Annotated in this window: 16 protein-coding genes; 8 read left to right on the forward strand and 8 right to left on the reverse strand. The window is 64.6% G+C overall.

What is annotated here, in order from left to right; all coding sequences use genetic code 11:
• Positions 1 to 28: 28 nt before the first annotated feature.
• Positions 29 to 532, reverse strand: a complete 504-nt coding sequence (locus POF53_RS13860) for an RNA polymerase sigma factor (protein ID WP_203650489.1) — start codon at positions 530 to 532, stop codon at positions 29 to 31.
• 72 nt (positions 533 to 604) lie between these two features.
• Positions 605 to 1,972, reverse strand: a complete 1,368-nt coding sequence (gene radA, locus POF53_RS13865) for a DNA repair protein RadA (protein WP_203650487.1) — start codon at positions 1,970 to 1,972, stop codon at positions 605 to 607.
• 176 nt (positions 1,973 to 2,148) lie between these two features.
• Between radA and mscL the strand changes: the two genes are divergently transcribed.
• Positions 2,149 to 2,562 (forward strand): large-conductance mechanosensitive channel protein MscL, encoded by a 414-nt coding sequence (gene mscL / locus POF53_RS13870; protein ID WP_110739376.1) that lies wholly within the window; start codon positions 2,149 to 2,151, stop codon positions 2,560 to 2,562.
• A gap of 68 nt (positions 2,563 to 2,630) precedes the next feature.
• Here mscL and POF53_RS13875 read toward each other — a convergent pair whose 3' ends face one another.
• Positions 2,631 to 3,407 (reverse strand): ferredoxin--NADP reductase, encoded by a 777-nt coding sequence (locus POF53_RS13875; protein ID WP_232855737.1) that lies wholly within the window; start codon positions 3,405 to 3,407, stop codon positions 2,631 to 2,633.
• Between the two features lie 216 nt (positions 3,408 to 3,623).
• Between POF53_RS13875 and POF53_RS13880 the strand changes: the two genes are divergently transcribed.
• A complete protein-coding gene (locus POF53_RS13880; protein ID WP_234561961.1) occupies positions 3,624 to 4,328 on the forward strand; it encodes an autoinducer binding domain-containing protein in 705 nt (234 codons plus the stop codon).
• A 30-nt stretch (positions 4,329 to 4,358) separates the two neighbouring features.
• On the forward strand, positions 4,359 to 5,531 hold the full coding sequence (locus POF53_RS13885; RefSeq protein ID WP_498968131.1) for a methyltransferase: 1,173 nt from the start codon (positions 4,359 to 4,361) through the stop codon (positions 5,529 to 5,531).
• 91 nt (positions 5,532 to 5,622) lie between these two features.
• Here the strand turns inward: POF53_RS13885 and POF53_RS13890 are convergent, their stop codons facing one another.
• The 3 genes from POF53_RS13890 to POF53_RS13900 are packed head-to-tail and all read right to left on the reverse strand — an operon-like array spanning position 5,623 to position 8,221.
• On the reverse strand, positions 5,623 to 5,763 hold the full coding sequence (locus tag POF53_RS13890; protein WP_036986195.1) for a DUF2474 domain-containing protein: 141 nt from the start codon (positions 5,761 to 5,763) through the stop codon (positions 5,623 to 5,625).
• A gap of 12 nt (positions 5,764 to 5,775) precedes the next feature.
• A complete protein-coding gene (cydB, locus tag POF53_RS13895) occupies positions 5,776 to 6,783 on the reverse strand; it encodes a cytochrome d ubiquinol oxidase subunit II (RefSeq protein ID WP_110739372.1) in 1,008 nt (335 codons plus the stop codon).
• A 1-nt stretch (position 6,784) separates the two neighbouring features.
• A complete protein-coding gene (locus tag POF53_RS13900) occupies positions 6,785 to 8,221 on the reverse strand; it encodes a cytochrome ubiquinol oxidase subunit I (protein ID WP_110739371.1) in 1,437 nt (478 codons plus the stop codon).
• Between the two features lie 343 nt (positions 8,222 to 8,564).
• Between POF53_RS13900 and POF53_RS13905 the strand changes: the two genes are divergently transcribed.
• The 3 genes from POF53_RS13905 to trmA all read left to right on the forward strand — a co-directional run bounded on the left by POF53_RS13905 (position 8,565) and on the right by trmA (position 12,750).
• A complete protein-coding gene (locus tag POF53_RS13905) occupies positions 8,565 to 9,785 on the forward strand; it encodes an MFS transporter (RefSeq protein ID WP_232855738.1) in 1,221 nt (406 codons plus the stop codon).
• A gap of 587 nt (positions 9,786 to 10,372) precedes the next feature.
• A complete protein-coding gene (locus POF53_RS13910) occupies positions 10,373 to 11,668 on the forward strand; it encodes an NCS2 family permease (protein WP_203650481.1) in 1,296 nt (431 codons plus the stop codon).
• A complete protein-coding gene (trmA, locus tag POF53_RS13915; protein WP_232855739.1) occupies positions 11,665 to 12,750 on the forward strand; it encodes a tRNA (uridine(54)-C5)-methyltransferase TrmA in 1,086 nt (361 codons plus the stop codon). The genes POF53_RS13910 and trmA overlap by 4 nt, the downstream gene beginning before the upstream one ends.
• Before the next feature lie 171 nt (positions 12,751 to 12,921).
• Here trmA and pcaG read toward each other — a convergent pair whose 3' ends face one another.
• On the reverse strand, positions 12,922 to 13,521 hold the full coding sequence (gene pcaG, locus POF53_RS13920) for a protocatechuate 3,4-dioxygenase subunit alpha (RefSeq protein ID WP_498968137.1): 600 nt from the start codon (positions 13,519 to 13,521) through the stop codon (positions 12,922 to 12,924).
• A gap of 17 nt (positions 13,522 to 13,538) precedes the next feature.
• A complete protein-coding gene (gene pcaH, locus POF53_RS13925) occupies positions 13,539 to 14,258 on the reverse strand; it encodes a protocatechuate 3,4-dioxygenase subunit beta (RefSeq protein WP_203650476.1) in 720 nt (239 codons plus the stop codon).
• Positions 14,259 to 14,458: 200 nt separating this feature from the next.
• On the opposite strand from pcaH, the gene ypfJ reads away from it, so the two are divergent.
• Positions 14,459 to 15,343: a KPN_02809 family neutral zinc metallopeptidase gene (gene ypfJ, locus POF53_RS13930; RefSeq protein ID WP_232855741.1), complete on the forward strand. Its 885-nt coding sequence runs from the start codon at positions 14,459 to 14,461 to the stop codon at positions 15,341 to 15,343.
• Positions 15,344 to 15,570: 227 nt separating this feature from the next.
• Positions 15,571 to 17,490: a methyl-accepting chemotaxis protein gene (locus POF53_RS13935; RefSeq protein ID WP_232855742.1), complete on the forward strand. Its 1,920-nt coding sequence runs from the start codon at positions 15,571 to 15,573 to the stop codon at positions 17,488 to 17,490.
• Positions 17,491 to 17,566 lie beyond the last annotated feature (76 nt).

The following is a 17,566-nucleotide window of genomic DNA, read 5'->3' on the forward strand; positions in this document are numbered from 1 at the left end:
GAAGCGGCATTTGTCAGTAAACCGTTGGTCATTCGGTTTCCTGCAGGCACTGCATCACATAGGCCAGGGCCTTGGCCAGATGCTTTTGCACCGAGCTGTCAGAGATCCCCAGGTGCCGGGCAACCTCGGCGTGGGTCATGCCTTCCAGGCGGTTGAGGCGAAAGATTTCCCGGGTACGTTCGGGCAGCTCGCCGAGGATCGCCTGCAGGCGACGCAGGTGCTGCTCACGCACGGCCTGCTCCTCGAGCCCGGGGCCATCCTCGACGATCGCCTCGAAGGCTTCGTGGGGCACCGTGTCGGTCTTGCGCCGCTGCTGCTGGCGCACGTGATCGATCATCAGGTTGTGCGCGGTGCGGTACAGGTAGGCCTGGGCGTTGTCGATCGGCTCATGACGTTGCTGCTCGGCCAGGCGCAGGAAGCTGTCCTGCACCAGGTCGGCCGCCAGCTGCGGGTCGCGCACCTTGCGCGAGAGCAGGCCCTGAAGGTTTTTCGCGTGCTTTGTGAACAGCCGCTTGAGGTCGAACTCCGCCACACGCTCTCCATGGGGTGGTCGCAAGGTGGCGGTATGCTACTGGTTATTGAGAATCACTTGCAAGAAACAGCATTACTCGAAGAGTGCATCCAGCGCCTGTTCCAGACGGGTCACGGCAATCACCTGCAACCCGACGGGCGCTTCCTTCGGCGCGTTGCCCTTGGGCACGATGGCGCGCTTGAAGCCATGCTTGGCCGCCTCTTTCAGACGCTCCTGGCCGCTGGGCACCGGGCGCACCTCACCCGACAGGCCAATCTCGCCGAACACCAGCAGGCCATGGGCGAGCGGGCGGTTGCGCAGGCTCGACATCACCGCGGCCAGCAACGCCAGGTCCGAGGCGGTTTCGAGCACCTTCACGCCACCAACGACGTTGAGGAACACGTCCTGGTCGTGGGTGGGGATGCCGCCGTGCCGGTGCAGCACCGCCAGCAGCATGGCCAGGCGGTTCTGGTCCAGCCCCAGGGTCACCCGTCGCGGGTTGGCCAGGTGGCTGTCGTCGACCAGCGCCTGGACCTCCACCAGCATCGGCCGGGTACCTTCCCAGGTGGCCATGACCACGCTGCCCGGCACTTCCTCCTGGGTACGGTTGAGGAAGATCGCCGAGGGGTTGGAGACTTCCTTGAGGCCACGGTCGGTCATGCCGAACACGCCCAGTTCGTTTACCGCGCCGAAGCGGTTCTTCACCGCCCGCAGCAGGCGCAGGCGGCCGTCGGACTCACCCTCGAAATACAGCACGGTGTCGACCATGTGCTCAAGCACCCGGGGCCCGGCCAACGAGCCTTCCTTGGTGACATGGCCGACCAGGAAGATCGCCGTGCCGCTCTGCTTGGCGTAGCGCACCAGCAATGCCGTGCTCTCGCGCACCTGGGCGACACCGCCCGGAGCCGACTGCAACTGCTCGGTGAAGATGGTCTGGATCGAGTCGATGACCATCACCCGCGGCTTTTCCTGGCGGGCGGTGGCGATGATGGTCTCGATGCAGGTTTCGGTCATGACCTTGAGCTGCTCCTGGGGCAGGCCCAGGCGCCGGGAGCGCATGGCCACCTGCTGCTGCGACTCCTCGCCGGTGACATACAGCGCCGGCATCTGCGTGGCGATGTTACACAGGGTCTGCAGGAGGATGGTGGACTTGCCGATCCCCGGGTCACCGCCGATCAGCACCACCGAGCCGTCCACCAGGCCCCCGCCGAGCACGCGATCGAGCTCGGTGCTGCTGGTGGTGAAGCGCGGGATCTCCTCGACGCTGACTTCGGCCAGGGTCTTGATCTGCGCCTGCTGCCCGGTCCAGCCGGCACGCCCGCTCGGCGCCGCGGCGCCGCCGCTCTCGATCATGGTCTCGACCAGGGTGTTCCAGGCCCCGCAGTCACCGCACTGGCCGGCCCATTTGGGGAAGGTCGCGCCGCACTCTGTGCAGCCATACAAGCGCTTGGCCTTGGCCATGGGTGGGTCTCCTGGAAAAACCGCCATGATAGCCGAACACGGACGTGTCCCGGAGGCCTCGGCAGGCGACAAAACTATTCGCGCTAAACACAGTCTGTAGCTGCGAACGTCACGCATGAAGCGTTTTAGTGGCTTACACTGCGTTTACCTCTCCATTCGTAACAAAGGAATACAGCATGGGCATGCTCAGTGAATTCAAGGCCTTCGCGGTCAAGGGAAATGTCGTCGACATGGCGGTAGGTATCATCATCGGCGCGGCGTTCGGCAAGATCGTCTCGTCCTTTGTCGGCGACGTGATCATGCCCCCTATCGGTATGCTGATCGGCGGAGTGGATTTCAGCGACCTGGCGATCACGCTCAAGGCCGCCGAAGGCGATGTGCCAGCCGTGGTAATGGCCTATGGCAAGTTCATCCAGACCATCCTCGACTTCATCATCGTCGCCTTCGCCATCTTCATGGGCGTGAAGGTGATCAACCGCCTCAAGCGCGAAGAGGCCGTGGCACCGACCGCACCGCCAGTGCCAAGCGCCGAGGAAACCCTGCTGACCGAGATTCGCGACCTGCTCAAGGCGCAGAACCGCCAGCCCTGAAGCACAAAACGACTGGGGCCGCTTTTCGGCGGCCCCAGTGACGACGATCCAACAGGCGCTGTTGTGCCTTACCAGTAGTTCTCCACCGCCACCTGCCCCGGCCGCTTGCTCAGGCTCAACTGCAGGTCACGCGCCTTGAGCACCTTGCGCGTCTCGTCGATCATCTGCGGGTTGCCGCACAGCATGATCCGCGAATGCTCCGGCGACAGCGCCAGCCCCGCCGCCTTTTCCAGCTCACCGTTCTCGATCAGCGTGGTGATCCGCGCATTCAATGCACCCGGATGCGGCTCTCGGGTTACCACCGGGATGAACTGCAGCTTGCCCGCGAACTCCGCCAGGTAGTCGCGCTGCTCCAGCGCGGCGATCTCGTCCACATACGCCAGCTCCTTCGCCTCGCGCACCGAGTAGACCAGCTTGATGTTGTCGAAGCGCTCCCAAGCCTCGAAGTCCTGCAGGATCGACATGAACGGCGCAATGCCGGTGCCGGTGGCCAGCAGCCACAGGTCGCGACCACCGACGAAACGGTCGAGGGTCAGGTAGCCGAAGGCCTGGCGGTCGATCAGCAGGGTGTCGCCCTCGCCCAGGCGGCTCAGCTCGCTGGTGAACTCGCCCCCCGGCACCACGATGGAGAAGAAGTCGAGGAACTCGTCATGGGGCGCGCTGACCATGGAATAGGCGCGCCAGGCGACGCTGCCATCGGCCTTGCTCACCCCAAGGCGAGCGAACTGCCCGGCGCGGAAACGGAAACCGGCATCGCGAGTGACACGCAGGGAAAACAGGTTGGGCGTCAGGGGCTGGACGTCGAGCAGGGTCTGGCGGGTAAATTTGTCGGCGCTGGCGGTCATGACGGGCTCCATGGAACAGATGCGCGTAGTGTCGCGCAAAGCAGCGGAGATAAACACCGTCGGTTTGTAAGGTATCGTCTGGGCCTGCTCACAATCAGCTAAGGAAGCGTGACAGCTATAACAAAAAAACCCAGCACAGAGTTAGGAGATTTCCTACACTTCGCTTCGTGCGTTTCCTACATTGGATCCAGCGAGAAGCAGAAGGGAGCTTCATCGATGCCACACTGGAAGACTGAAGATCTCCAGCAACTGCTGGACGAGCGCGAGCCCAAACAGATTTTCGCATGCGCCGTAGACCTGATACAGAAGCTCGACATGGAGTATCTGGGTTTGACGCTGCATCTGCATACCTGTGCAAAGGTTCCACAGGTAATTCTCTACAACAACTATCCCAAAAGCTGGAATGATCGTTACCAGAACGAGAATTTCATCAGTATGGATCCGACAATATTAAAGTGCCACCTCGGCGAGCTGCCTTTTGTCTGGAGCGACGATCTCTTCCGCGACGTACCACAGCTGCGCGAGGAAGCCCATGCGCACGGGCTGACCTACGGCTGGACCCAGTCAACGCATGACCTGCGGCATAACGAAAGCCACTTGAGCGTGTCCCGACGCTCCCGCACCATCGACGAAGACGAACATTACGAAAAGTGCGCTGCAACGATGTGGCTATGCAACACCTTGCACACGTTGCTCAGTGAATATCACCTGACCCATCTCTACGGGCTCAGCGTGCGGGAACTGGAGGTGATGGACTGGTGCGCCAAAGGCAAGATTGCCGAGGATATTGCCAAGATCCTGCGCTTATCGACCAGCACAGTGAACTTTCATATCCGCAGCGCCATCGACAAGACCAATGCTCCCAACAAGACAGCGGCGGTCGCCAAGCTCGTCGAAGCCAAGCAGATCAGTCCCAGGTAAAGGCTCGGAATCTGTAGAATCGCGTACCTCATGTCCATCGCGCCCCGCGATGACCAGCACCACCTTGAGTCGTACGCCATGCCCCTGTTCAACAGCCCCTTCGCCGACCTCGACCTGATCCGCCAGCCGGCCCAGGCCAACGACCCGTTGCTGGCCTTCGACGCCGCCGACCAGTACCTGCTGGAGCACCTGGCGGCCCAGGCGCCGCAGGCGAGCTGCAAGGTGCTGGTGCTCAACGACAGCTTCGGCGCCCTGGCCGCGAGCCTCGCGGGGCATGTGCAGGTGAGCAGCAGCGGCGACTCGCACCTGGCGCACCTGGCCCTGGAGAAGAACCTGGCGGGTAACGGCAAGCCATTCGACAGCGTGCCCTTCATCCCGGCCAGCGAGACCTTCCAGGGCCCGTTCGATCACGTGCTGGTGCGCGTGCCCAAGACCCTGGCCCTGCTCGAGGAACAGCTGATCCGCCTGCAGGGCCAGTTGGCGCCCGGCGCCCAGGTGATCGCCGGGGCCATGATCAAGCACCTGCCCCGCGCCGCCGGCGACCTGATGGAGAAGTACATCGGCCCGGTCCAGGCTTCGCTGGCGCAGAAGAAGGCCCGCCTGCTGATTGCCACTGTCGGCGAACGCCCGACCGCGCGCTCGCCCTACCCCAGCCGCTACCGCCTGGACAGCCCGGCCCTGGAGCTGGTCAATCACGCCAACGTGTTCTGCCGCGAAGGCCTGGACATCGGCACCCGCGCTTTCCTGCCACACCTGCCACGCGACCTGGGCCGCGCCCGTGTCGCCGATCTCGGTTGTGGCAATGGCGTGCTGGCGATCGCCTGCGCCCTGGCCAACCCGGATGCGCAGTTCACCCTGGTCGACGAGTCGTACATGGCGGTGCAGTCGGCGCGGGAGAACTGGCAGGCGGCGCTGGGTGATCGCGAAGTGACGATCAGGGCCGCGGATGGCCTGGCCGGTCAGGAGAAACAATCGCTGGACGTGGTGCTGTGCAACCCGCCGTTCCACCAGCAGCAGGTGGTCGGCGACTTCCTCGCCTGGCGCATGTTCCAGCAGGCCCGGGAGGCGCTGGAGGTCGGTGGCGCGCTGTACATCGTCGGCAACCGCCACCTGGGCTACCACAGCAAGCTGGCGCGATTGTTCCGAGGGGTCGAGCAGGTGGCTGCGACGCCGAAGTTCGTGGTGTTGAAAGCCCGTAAATAAACACCCGATAGAAAACGAGAAAAGCCCGCCCCTACTGGTTCTGTAGGAGCGGGCTTGTCCCGCGATCGGGCTGCACCGCAGCCCTCACAACCTAGTGGGTACTCAAGCCTGCCGCACTCATGAACATGCGCATGCCATAAGCCACCACCCCAAGCGCCGCCACGCTCAGCCCCCAGATCAGCACCAGCCAACCCAGGCGTTGCCACAGCGGCTTTTTCTCTTCGACGTTCATCACGATACGCTCCTAGTGATAGCCATCTTCATGGGTCACCTTGCCGCGGAACACGTAGTAGCTCCAGTAGGTGTAGCCAAGGATGAACGGCAGGATGAACAGCGTGCCCACCAGCATGAAGCCCTGGCTCTGCGGTGGCGCCGCGGCGTCCCAGATGCTGATCGACGGCGGGATGATGTTCGGCCACAGGCTGATACCCAGCCCGCTGTAGCCCAGGAAGATCAGCACCAGGGTCAGCAGGAACGGCGTGTAGTGGGCATTGCGCGCCACCGCCCGCAGCAGGCCGTAGAAGGTCACCAGCACCAGGATCGGCACCGGCATGAACCAGACCAGGTTGGGCATGCTGAACCAGCGTTCGGCGATCTGCGGATAGGCGATCGGCGTCCACAGGCTGACCACGCCGATGACCGCCAGCAGCACCAGCGCCAGTGGCCGAGCGATGTCATGCATCTGCTTCTGCAGCGGCCCTTCGGTCTTCATGATCAGCCAGGTGCAGCCCAGCAGGGTGTAGGCGACGATCAGGCCCAGGCCGGAGAACAGCGTGAACGGCGTCAGCCAGTCCAGGGTGCCGCCGACGAACTTGCGGTCGACCACCTTGAAGCCCTCGATGAACGCGCCCAGGGCCACACCCTGGAAGAAGGTCGCCACCAGCGAGCCCCAGATGAACGCCTTGTCCCAGATGTGCCGCTTGTTGGCCCGGGCCTTGAAACGGAACTCGAAGGCCACGCCACGGAAGATCAGGCCCACCAGCATCAGGATCAACGGCAGGTACAGTGCCTCCAGCACCACCGAGTAGGCCAGCGGGAAGGCGCCGAACAGCGCCGCGCCGCCCAGCACCAGCCAGGTTTCGTTGCCGTCCCATACCGGGGCGACGGTGTTCATCATCACATCGCGGTCACGCTCGTCCTTGACGAAGGGGAAGAGCATGCCGATTCCCAGGTCGAAACCATCCATCACCACGTACATCATGACGCCGAAGATGATGATCACGGCCCAGATCAGCGGAAGATCGATACCCATCTCAGTTCCCCTTGCTCAGGCTGGCGGAGTCGGCCTCATGGCCTTCATCGGCGGCGGACAGTGGCCGCGCCGGCGTGCGTTTCTGGCCAGGGCCACCCGGGGTGTGCTCCTCGCCTTCGCCGGTCTTCGGCCCTTTGCGCACCAGGCGCATCATGTAGCCGATGCCGGTGCCGAACAGGGCGAAGTAGACCACCACGAACATCACCAGGGTGAAACCAAGTTGCGCGTAGCTATGGTTGGACACCCCATCGGCGGTGCGCATCAGCCCATAGACCACCCAGGGCTGGCGACCGACCTCGGTGGTGAACCAGCCGGCGAGGATGGCGATCAACCCGGACGGGCCCATCCACAAGGTCAGGTAGAGGAACGGACGCGAGCTGTACAGCGTGCCGCGCTTGCGCAGCCACAGGCTCCACAGGCCGACGAAGATCATCAGCATGCCCAGCCCGACCATGATCCGGAACGACCAGAACACGATGGTCGAATTGGGTCGATCCTCGGGCGGGAAGTCCTTCATCGCCGGGACCTGCTTGTCCAGGCTGTGGGTGAGGATCAGGCTGCCGAGCGCCGGGATCTCGATCTTGAAGCGCGTGGTCTCGGCCTGCATGTCGGGAATGCCGAACAGGATCAGCGGGGTCGGCTCGCCGGGCTTGTTCTCCCAGTGGCCTTCGATGGCGGCGATCTTCACCGGCTGGTGCTTGAGGGTGTTCAAGCCATGGAAGTCACCGATCACCGCCTGTACCGGCGCGACGATCAGCGCCATCCACATGGCCATCGACAGCATCTTGCGCACCGCCGGGTTGTCGCGCCCGCGCAGCAGGTGCCAGGCCGCCGAGGCGCCGACGAAGAACGCGGTGGCGACGAAGGCCGCGGTGGCCATGTGCATCAGCCGGTAGGGGAAGGACGGGTTGAAGATCACCGCGAACCAGTCCACCGGGATCACCTGGCCATTGACGATCTCGTAGCCCTGGGGCGTCTGCATCCAGCTGTTGGAGGCGAGGATCCAGAACGTCGACACCAGCGTGCCGAGCGCCACCATGCACGTGGCGAAGAAGTGCAGGCCACGCCCGACACGGTTCCAGCCGAACAGCATGACGCCGAGGAAACCGGCCTCGAGGAAGAAGGCGGTCAAGACCTCGTAAGTAAGTAATGGACCGGTGATGGACCCGGCAAAGTCGGAGAACTGGCTCCAGTTGGTGCCGAACTGGTAGGCCATGACCAGGCCCGAGACCACGCCCATGCCGAAGTTGACGGCGAAGATCTTCGACCAGAAGTGGTAGAGGTCACGGTAGGTATTGTCGCCGGTCTTCAGCCAAAGGCCTTCGAGGACCGCCAGGTAGCTCGCCAGGCCAATGGTGATGGCCGGGAACAGGATGTGAAAGGACACGGTAAAGGCAAACTGGATTCGGGCGAGCTCTAGGGCTTCCAATCCGAACATGGTGCTTCCTCTTCAGGTAATCCGGCGACCGGGCTCATGGCCTGTCGCCCACTGCCCCCACGGGTATCGAGTGCGGCGCGTTGGAATTGTTCTGTTCGATCGCGGGGATTCCGGCCCGAGGGCCAAGATCGTTGCATCTGGAACGATTGATCCAGGTCAACGACTGAATGGAAGCATAGTCCCGAATGACCCATCCGGATGTGTGGTTGATTGCCGCGTGACCGGTTGCCTCACCCTCTTTTTTTGCGTGTGAAAAGTTGATCCACGCGGCTTTCAGCAACTATTTGTTACAAACAGATGTTACTCTTCAGCCCCCTCTGGTACCGAGGTCGCAGGCTCCCCGATGTCCGATTCCGCCCCGAAATTGCTGCGCCATCACCGCCCGTTCCTCGCCTTCTGGCTGGCCCGCGTGTTCACCGCCAGCGGCTTCCAGATGCTCACCGTGGCCATCGGCTGGCACCTCTACCAGCTCACCGGCAATGTCCTCGACCTGGGCCTGGTCGGGCTGGTCGAGTTCGCCCCCCGCGTGCTGTTCATGCTGCACACCGGTCACGTCGCCGACCGCTATGACCGGCGCAAGGTCGCCGCCCTGTGCCAGACCCTGCAGGCGCTGATCGCCCTCGCACTGGCCGTGGGCAGCTTTACCGACAACGTCAGCCGCGAACTGATCTTCGTGCTGGCCTTCCTGCTGGGGGCCGCCCGCTCGTTCGAGATGCCGGCGACCCAGGCCCTGCTGCCCAACGTGGTACCCCCCGGGCTGTTCCCACGCGCGGTGGCGGCCTCTGCATCGGCGTCCCAGGCGGCGACCATCGTCGCCCCGGCGGTGGGCGGCCTGCTCTACGCCCTCGGCAGTACCTGGGTTTACGGTCCGACCGTAGTCCTCTATCTCATCGCCTGTCTTTTGACCCTGAGCCTCGATGCCCGTCGGCAGCCGCCGCAGCCAGGCAGGGCCAACCTCGACTCGCTGCTGGCCGGGATCCGCTTCATCCGCAGCCGTCCGGATATCCTCGGCGCGATCTCGCTGGACCTGTTCGCCGTGCTGCTGGGCGGTGCCACCGCCCTGCTGCCGGTGTTCGCCAAGGACATCCTGCTCACCGGCGCCTGGGGCCTGGGTCTGTTGCGCTCGGCGCCCGCCGTCGGTGCATTGTTGATGTCGCTGTGGCTGGCGCGCTTCCCGGTGGAACGCAAGGTGGGTCTGACCATGTTCACCGCAGTGGGCATATTTGGCGTCGCGACCATCGCCTTCGGCCTGTCCACTTCGTTCTGGTTCTCCCTGGCGGTGCTGGTGGTGCTGGGCGCGGCGGACATGATCAGCATGGTCATCCGCAGCGCCTTCGTGCAGTTGGAGACGCCAGACGAGATGCGCGGCCGGGTGAGCGCGGTGAATGGGCTGTTCATCGGTGCCTCGAACCAGCTCGGCGAGTTCGAGTCGGGCGTTACCGCGCACTGGTTTGGCACAGTGCCGGCGGTGGTGCTCGGTGGCGTGGGCACGCTGGTGGTGACCGGGGTGTGGATGAAGCTGTTCCCGACGCTGACCCATCGGGACCGGATGCACAACAGCTGATCGGTTGCCTGTGCCGGCCTCTTCGCGGGTAAACCCGCTCCCACAGGCGTGGCGCGTGGCTTGAGGGCTGCACGGTCACTGTGGGAGCGGCTTCAGCCGCGAACACCGGCATAGCCGGTGCCAGGCACCGCGTCGCCTGCTTCGCGGCGGTGCGGCGGTCCGATAAACCCGCTCCCACAGGGATCGCGCCAGATTCTAAAAATTGAGCAAGACAGTTGCTCCCACAGGCGTGGCTTGAGAGCTGCACGGTCGCTGTGGGAGCGGCTTCAGCCACGAACACCGGCATAGCCGGTGCCAGGTACCGCGTCGCCTGCTTCGCGGCGGTGCGGCGGTCCGATAAACCCGCTTCCAAAGGGATCGCGCCGCCCTCAGGCCCTGTGAAATACCTGTGGGAGCGGGCTTGCCCGCGAAAGGGCCGACACAGGCTGGAGAAAACCCTCTCCCCAATGGCCATAGGCCCCCGCCATCCATGCTGGTATGATGCGCGGCTTTTTTCCGCCCCACACAAAACCACGGTATCCGGTACGGTCTGTGCTTTGCTGTTGGGGTCGATACATTCACGGCGCGAGGGCGCCCGGGGAGCAGGCATGCTGGAAAGGCTGTTTCAACTAAAAGCACACGACACCAATGTGCGCACCGAGATTCTCGCGGGCGTCACCACCTTCCTGGCCATGGCCTACATCCTGTTCGTCAACCCGAGCATCCTCGGCGAGACCGGCATGGACAAGGGCGCGCTGTTCGTCGCCACGTGCCTGGCCGCGGCCATCGGCTCGGTGACCATGGGCATCATCGCCAACTACCCGATCGCCCTGGCGCCGGGCATGGGCCTGAACGCCTTCTTCACCTACACAGTGGTCCTGCACATGGGCCACACCTGGCAGGTGGCGCTGGGCGCGGTATTCATCTCCGCCGTGCTGTTCTTCCTGCTGTCGATCTTCCGCATCCGCGAGTGGATCGTGAACAGCATCCCGCTGCCGCTGCGCTCGGCCATCGCTGCCGGCATCGGCCTGTTCCTGGCACTGATCGCCCTGCATAACGCAGGTATCGTCGTCGATAACCCGGCCACTCTGGTGGGCCTGGGCGACCTCAGCAAGCCGGCGCCAATCCTCGCCATCCTCGGCTTCTTCCTGATTGTCGCCCTCGAGTCGCTGAAGGTCCGCGGCGCGGTGCTGATCGGTATCCTGGCGGTGACCGTGGCCTCGATCGCGATGGGCGTCACTCCGTTCAATGGCGTGGTGTCGATGCCGCCGTCACTGGCCCCGACCTTCCTGCAACTGGACATCGCCGGCGCCCTCGACGTCGGCCTGATCAGCGTAATCTTCGCCTTCCTGTTCGTCGACCTGTTCGATAACTCCGGCACCCTGATCGGCGTGGCCAAGCGCGCCGGCCTGATGGGCAAGGACGGCCACATGCCGAAGATGGGCCGCGCCCTGATCGCCGACAGTACCGCCGCCATGGCCGGTTCCCTGCTGGGCACCTCGACCACCACCAGCTACATCGAGTCGGCGGCGGGCGTGAGCGCGGGCGGGCGCACCGGCCTGACCGCCATCGTGGTCGCAGTGCTGTTCCTGCTGGCGCTGTTCTTCGCCCCGCTGGCCGGCAGCGTGCCAGCCTTCGCCACCGCGCCAGCGCTGCTGTTCGTCGCCGTGCTGATGGCCTCGGGCCTGGCCGAGATCAACTGGGACGATGTCACCGAAGCCGCGCCGGTGGTGGTGACCGCCCTGGCCATGCCGCTGACCTATTCGATTGCCAACGGCATCGCCTTCGGCTTCATCGCCTGGACCGCCATCAAGCTGATCTCCGGTCGTCACCGCGACCTGAACCCGGCGCTGGTGATCCTGTCGATCCTGTTCGTCATCAAGCTGGGCTGGTTCCCCGCATGAGTGCTGTCCTGGATCCTTCCCAATACGATGCGCAGCTGGCGGCCAAGGCCGACCGCCTGCGCGAGCTGCTGGCACCGTTCGGCGCGCCGGAGCCGGCGCTGTTCGACTCGCCGCGCGAGCACTATCGCCTGCGCGCCGAGTTCCGCCTGTGGCGCGAGGACGGCCAACGCCATTACGCGATGTTCGCCCCGGGCGAGAAGCACAAGGCGATCCTGATCAACGATTTCCCCATCGCCAGCGAGCGCATCAATGAACTGATGCCACGCCTGAAGGCCGCCTGGCAGGGCAACGAGGCGCTCGACAATCGCCTGTTCCAGGTCGAGTTCCTCACCACCCTGGCCGGCGATGCGATGGTCACCCTGTGCTACCACCGTCCGCTGGACGACGCCTGGGAAACCGCCGCGCAACAACTGGCCAGCGACCTGAACGTCAGCGTGATCGGTCGTTCCAAGGGCAAGCGCGTGGTGATCGGCCGCGACTATGCGGTGGAGAAGCTCGACATCGCTGGACGCACCTTCAGCTATCGCCAGCCCGAAGGTGCCTTCACCCAGCCCAATGGCGCGGTGAACCAGAAGATGCTCGGCTGGGCCTTCGAGGCCATGGGCGAGCGCCAGGACGACCTGCTGGAGCTGTACTGCGGCAACGGCAACTTCACCCTGCCGCTGGCCACCCGCGCGCGCAAGGTGCTGGCCACCGAGATCAGCAAGACCTCGGTCAATGCCGCGTTGCACAACCTCGACGAGAACGGCGTGGACAACGTGCGCCTGGTACGCCTGTCGGCCGAAGAGCTGACCCAGGCGCTGAACGAGGTCCGCCCGTTCCGCCGCCTGGAAGGCATCGACCTGAAAAGCTACGACTTCGGCACCGTGTTCGTCGACCCGCCACGCGCCGGCATGGACCCGGACACCTGCGAGCTGACCCGCCGCTTCGAGCGCATCCTGTATATCTCGTGCAACCCAGAGACCCTGGCGCAGAACATCGCCCAGCTGCACGATACCCACCGTATCGAACGCTGCGCGCTGTTCGACCAGTTCCCGTATACCCACCATATGGAAAGCGGCGTACTGCTGGTTCGGCGCTGAAACGCTCGCAGGGCAGGCTCCTGCACGCTGTGTGTGTGTAGGAGCGGCCTTGTGCCGCGAAAGGGTCGCGTAGCGACCCCTGGATTCCAGCGTTTACACATCAATCACCGGGGCCGCTCTGCGGCCCTTTCGCGGCACAAGGCCGCTCCTACAGGGATCGCGTAAACGCCTTCAGAAATCGAAGAACACCGTCTCCCCCTCCCCCTGAATACGGATATCGAAGCGATACGCCGTCTTCCCCTCTACCTCGCAACGTCTGGCGATCAGCGTCTCGCGCCGCTGCGGCTGCTCGATCAGGTTGAGCACCGGGCACCGGGCGTTCGCCTCGCCCTCGTCATCGAAGTACAGCCGGGTATGCAGGTGGATATTGATCCCCCGGGCAAACAGGCTGATGTTGATGTGCGGCGCCATCGGCACGCCCGCGGCGTTGTTCACCACCCCCGGCTTGACCGTGTGCAGCGTCCATTCACCGGCATCGAAGGTGGTCGCGGTGCGGCCGAAGCTGTTGAAAGCGTTCTCCAGGTTGAATTCATCCTGATATTGGCCATTGGCATCGGCTTGCCAGATTTCCAGGAACGAATCGCGCACCAGGTGGCCGTTGCCGTCGTACACCTGGCCGAGCAAGAGGATATGTTCGCCCGGCGCATCGGGCCGGGCCAGGCGGTTCCAGATTTCCTGGTCGCGGGTCGGGTTGCCCGCCGCCTCCAGGGCCAGGCCGATGTGCACGTAGGGGCCGGCGGTCTGCGAAGGGGTTTCCGGCAGCAGTTCGATAGGCATGACGGGCCTCCTCAGCGATTTTCGAAGTGGGTCTGGCGCTGGCCGCGCAGGACGATGTCGAAGCGGTAGGCCAGGCAATCCATGGGGTTGGCATGGCCCATGTCGAGCCTGGCGATCAGCCGCTGGACCGCCTCAGGATTGGCGATCGACTTGACGATCGGGCACAGCGGAATCAGTGGATCGCCCTCGAAGTACAGCTGGGTGATCAGCTTGGTGGCGATCGACGGCCCGCTGATGGAGAAGTGGATATGCGCCGGGCGCCAGTCGTTGGGGCCGTTGCGCCACGGGTACGGACCGGGCTTGATGGTGCGGAAGCTGTAGTAGCCGTCGCGGTCGGTCAGGCAACGACCAACGCCGCCAAAGTTCGGGTCCAGCGGGGCCAGGTAGCGGTCGTTCTTGTGCCGGTAGCGACCGCCGGCGTTGGCCTGCCACATCTCGACCAGGGTATTGGGCACCGGCTTGCCGTACTGGTCGACAACACGGCCGGCGACGATGATGCGCTCGCCAATCGGCAGGCCGCCCTGGTTGAAGTTGAGCAGCAGGTCGTGGTCGTGCTCACCGAAGCGCAGATGGGAAAAGTCCGGGCCGGTACTTTCGCTGATCGACTGCGGGATGCTGACCAACGCCTGGCGCGGCGAGCGCGCCACCGAGGTCTTGTAGTCGGGGGTGAAGGCCTTGGGGTGCCAGTTGCGATCACGGATCACGAAGCGGCTGGTGTCCTGGGCGGGCATGCCGGTTTCCTCTCTTGGAATTGTCGAACGCCTGGGCGTGGCAGGCGGACTTGCAGTTTCCGGCAGGCCAGTCGGGATGAATATTGAATTCAGCGGTCTTAGACATAACCATTTGGTTATGCATCAGCGACCAGGGCGACGCCCTGGGCAGCGCTGAACTAATCTTTAGACTTCATGTTTCACAAACCGGAGAGCTCCATATGGAATGGCGAAAAGGTCGACGCAGCGACAACGTGGTCGATGCCCGCGGCGAAGGGGGTGGCGGCGGCATGCGCTTCGGCGGCGGCAAGGGCCTCGGGCTCGGCGCCATCCTGTTGATCGTTGGCATCGGCTGGCTCACCGGTCAGGACCCGCTGCAGATCCTCGGCCAGTTGGCCGGGCAGATGGAGCAGCAGCAGACCGCTCCGGCCAACGTCGGCAGCAAGGCGCCGCCGGCCAACGACGAGCAGGCCGAGTTCGTCGCCTCGATCCTCGGCGACACCGAGGACACCTGGAAGGCACTCTTTGCCCAGGCGGGCAAGCAGTACCGCGATCCCCAGCTGGTGCTGTTCAGTGGCCAGGTCAACTCCGCCTGCGGCTTCGCCTCGGCGGCGGTCGGGCCGTTCTACTGCCCCGGCGACCAGCGCGTGTACCTGGACATGACGTTCTTCCGGGAAATGGAAACCCGCTTCAAGGCCGCCGGCGACTTCGCCCAGGCCTACGTGATCGCCCACGAAATCGGCCACCACGTGCAGACCCTGCTCGGCGTCTCGGCCAAGGTCGACGCCGCGCGCCGCAATGGCCAACGCATGGAAGGTGACAACGGCCTGCTGGTGCGCCAGGAACTGCAGGCCGACTGCCTGGCCGGCGTGTGGGCCTACCAGGCGCAGAAACGCCTGAACTGGCTGGAGCCGGGTGATGTGCAAGAGGCGCTGAACGCCGCCAATGCCATCGGTGATGATCGCCTGCAACAGCAGGGGCAAGGGCGGGTGGTGCCCGACTCGTTCACCCATGGCACCTCGCAACAGCGCGAGCGTTGGTTCAAGGCTGGGTTTTCCAGTGGCGACGTGAACCAGTGCGACACCTTCAGCGCACGGAGCCTTTGAGATCGCGATCCCCCAGTGCGCGCCTACAGGTGCGCATGGCGGGTGTACCCGCGATTGACCACATCAAAAACACAAACGTATTCAACAAGTTACAAATTTGCTGAAAAAGCGTTTCAGCTTCTCCCCTGTTTGCCGATAAGTCCTACACAAATCTGCGGGCTATCTGACAACAACAACGCCCAGCTTTTGAGATCAAGTGAGCGAAATCATTCTCTGGGAGAGCGTGCATGAACAGTTGGTTCGCCAATATCAGCGTCAACCTCAAACTCGGCCTGGGCTTCGGCCTGGTCCTGGTCCTGACCGGCCTGCTGGCCCTGACCGGCTGGAACAGCCTGGGCAGTCTCATCGACCGCAGCAACTGGATGAGCGACATCACCCAGCTCAACAGTGACCTGACCAACCTGCGCGTGGCCCGCCTGCAGTGGATGCTGACCAACGGCGACGACGCCTCGGCGGCCAATGTCCAGGCCAAGCTCGACGCCTTCGGCAGCCAGCAGCAGCACCTGGTCAACTCCTTCAAGAGCCCGGAAAACGTCAAGCTGCTGCGCGAGCAGGGCCAGAGCATCAGCGAATATCGCGTCTCGCTGGAAAAGATGCGCCAGGGCTACAAGACCACCCTCGCCGCCCGCGAGTCGATGAACCAGGCCGCCGGCCGTGCCAATGAGGCGATCGAGGCCATCAGCAACGCCGTGCTGTCCAGTTCCGAAGGCGATGCCAGCCGCCTGGCGCAATACCTGGTCATCAGCAAGGCCAAGCAGCAACTGGTGCAGGTTCGCCTGGACGTGCGCAGCTACATCGCCGACCTGACCAACGAAGCCGAGCAGGCCGCCCTGCGCCAGCTGGAAAACGCCCTGAGCGAAATCGACAGCCTCAAGCGCCAACTGCCGGGCGAAGCCTCGCGCATCCAGCAGTTCGAAAACGCCGTGCTGGCCTACCGCGACGCCGTGCGCCAGTTCCGCGACGCCACCGCCGCCATCGGCGTGGCCCGTGCCGAAATGACCGTGCAGGGCGCCGACATCGTCAAGCGCAGCGACGAGCTGTACAAGATCCAGATCGAGCGCCGTGACGCCGAAAGCGTCCAGGCCCGCAGCCTGCAGACCACCGCCACCCTCCTGGCGCTGCTGGTCGGCGTGCTCGCCGCGTTCATCATCACCCGCCAGATCACCCGCCCGCTGCGCGAAACCATGGATGTGGTCAACCGCATCGCCAGCGGCGACCTCACCCAGGAACTGCGCGTCACCCGCCGCGACGAACTGGGCGCCCTGCAGCAGGGCATCGCCCGCATGGGCACCACCCTGCGCGACCTGATCACCGGCATCCGCGACGGCGTCACCCAGATCGCCAGCGCCGCCGAGGAACTGTCGGCGGTGACCGAACAGACCAGCGCCGGCGCCAACAGCCAGAAGGTCGAGACCGACCAGGTGGCCACCGCCATGCACGAGATGGCCGCCACCGTCCAGGAAGTCGCGCGTAACGCCGAGCAGGCCTCCCACGCGGCGACCAACGCCGACGACGAAGCCCGGGTCGGCGACAAGGTGGTGGGTGAAGCCATCAGCCAGATCGAACGCCTGGCCCATGAGGTGCACCGCTCCACCGAGGCGATGACCCTGCTGCAGCAGGAAAGCCAGAAGATCGGCAGCGTCATGGACGTGATCAAGTCGGTGGCCGAGCAGACCAACCTGCTGGCGCTCAACGCCGCCATCGAGGCGGCCCGTGCCGGCGAGGCCGGCCGTGGCTTCGCCGTGGTGGCCGATGAGGTCCGCGGCCTGGCCCAGCGCACCCAGCAGTCCACCGAAGAGATCGAAGGCCTGATCGCCAGCCTGCAGCACGGCACCCAGCAGGTCGCCGAAGTGATGAACGGCAGCCGCAGCCTGACCGACAGCAGCGTCGAGCTGGCGCGCAAGGCCGGTGGTTCGCTGGAGAGCATCACCCGCACGGTGTCGAATATCCAGTCGATGAACCAGCAGATCGCCGCCGCCGCCGAGCAGCAGAGCGCCGTGGCCGAAGAGATCAGCCGCAGCATCCTCAACGTGCGCGACGTGTCGGAGCAGACCGCCGCGGCCAGCGACGAGACCGCCGCCTCCAGCGTCGAGCTGGCGCGCCTGGGTGGTCACCTGCAGACCTTGGTCAGCCAGTTCCGCGTCTGACCCTGTAACGCATCGCGGGGGGGGGGCCCCCCCCCCCCCCCCGGGGGGGGGGGGGGGGGGGGGGGGCGGGCCGGCC

It is taken from the genome of Mitsuaria sp. RG, assembly GCF_028369275.1.
Classification (GTDB): domain Bacteria; phylum Pseudomonadota; class Gammaproteobacteria; order Pseudomonadales; family Pseudomonadaceae; genus Aquipseudomonas; species Aquipseudomonas peradeniyensis.

Excerpts from the sequence above, each read along its gene's own strand:
- POF53_RS13910 (WP_203650481.1), top strand. The coding sequence starts at position 10,373 with ATGCTGGAAAGGCTGTTTCAACTAAAAGCACACGACACCAATGTGCGC.
- POF53_RS13905 (WP_232855738.1), top strand. The coding sequence starts at position 8,565 with ATGTCCGATTCCGCCCCGAAATTGCTGCGCCATCACCGCCCGTTCCTC.
- ypfJ (WP_232855741.1), top strand. The coding sequence starts at position 14,459 with ATGGAATGGCGAAAAGGTCGACGCAGCGACAACGTGGTCGATGCCCGC.
- POF53_RS13885 (WP_498968131.1), top strand. The coding sequence starts at position 4,359 with ATGTCCATCGCGCCCCGCGATGACCAGCACCACCTTGAGTCGTACGCC.
- POF53_RS13875 (WP_232855737.1), bottom strand. The coding sequence starts at position 3,407 with ATGACCGCCAGCGCCGACAAATTTACCCGCCAGACCCTGCTCGACGTC.
- POF53_RS13900 (WP_110739371.1), bottom strand. The coding sequence starts at position 8,221 with ATGTTCGGATTGGAAGCCCTAGAGCTCGCCCGAATCCAGTTTGCCTTT.
- trmA (WP_232855739.1), top strand. The coding sequence starts at position 11,665 with ATGAGTGCTGTCCTGGATCCTTCCCAATACGATGCGCAGCTGGCGGCC.
- cydB (WP_110739372.1), bottom strand. The coding sequence starts at position 6,783 with ATGGGTATCGATCTTCCGCTGATCTGGGCCGTGATCATCATCTTCGGC.
- POF53_RS13890 (WP_036986195.1), bottom strand. The coding sequence starts at position 5,763 with ATGAACGTCGAAGAGAAAAAGCCGCTGTGGCAACGCCTGGGTTGGCTG.
- POF53_RS13880 (WP_234561961.1), top strand. The coding sequence starts at position 3,624 with ATGCCACACTGGAAGACTGAAGATCTCCAGCAACTGCTGGACGAGCGC.
- POF53_RS13935 (WP_232855742.1), top strand. The coding sequence starts at position 15,571 with ATGAACAGTTGGTTCGCCAATATCAGCGTCAACCTCAAACTCGGCCTG.
- pcaH (WP_203650476.1), bottom strand. The coding sequence starts at position 14,258 with ATGCCCGCCCAGGACACCAGCCGCTTCGTGATCCGTGATCGCAACTGG.
- mscL (WP_110739376.1), top strand. The coding sequence starts at position 2,149 with ATGGGCATGCTCAGTGAATTCAAGGCCTTCGCGGTCAAGGGAAATGTC.
- radA (WP_203650487.1), bottom strand. The coding sequence starts at position 1,972 with ATGGCCAAGGCCAAGCGCTTGTATGGCTGCACAGAGTGCGGCGCGACC.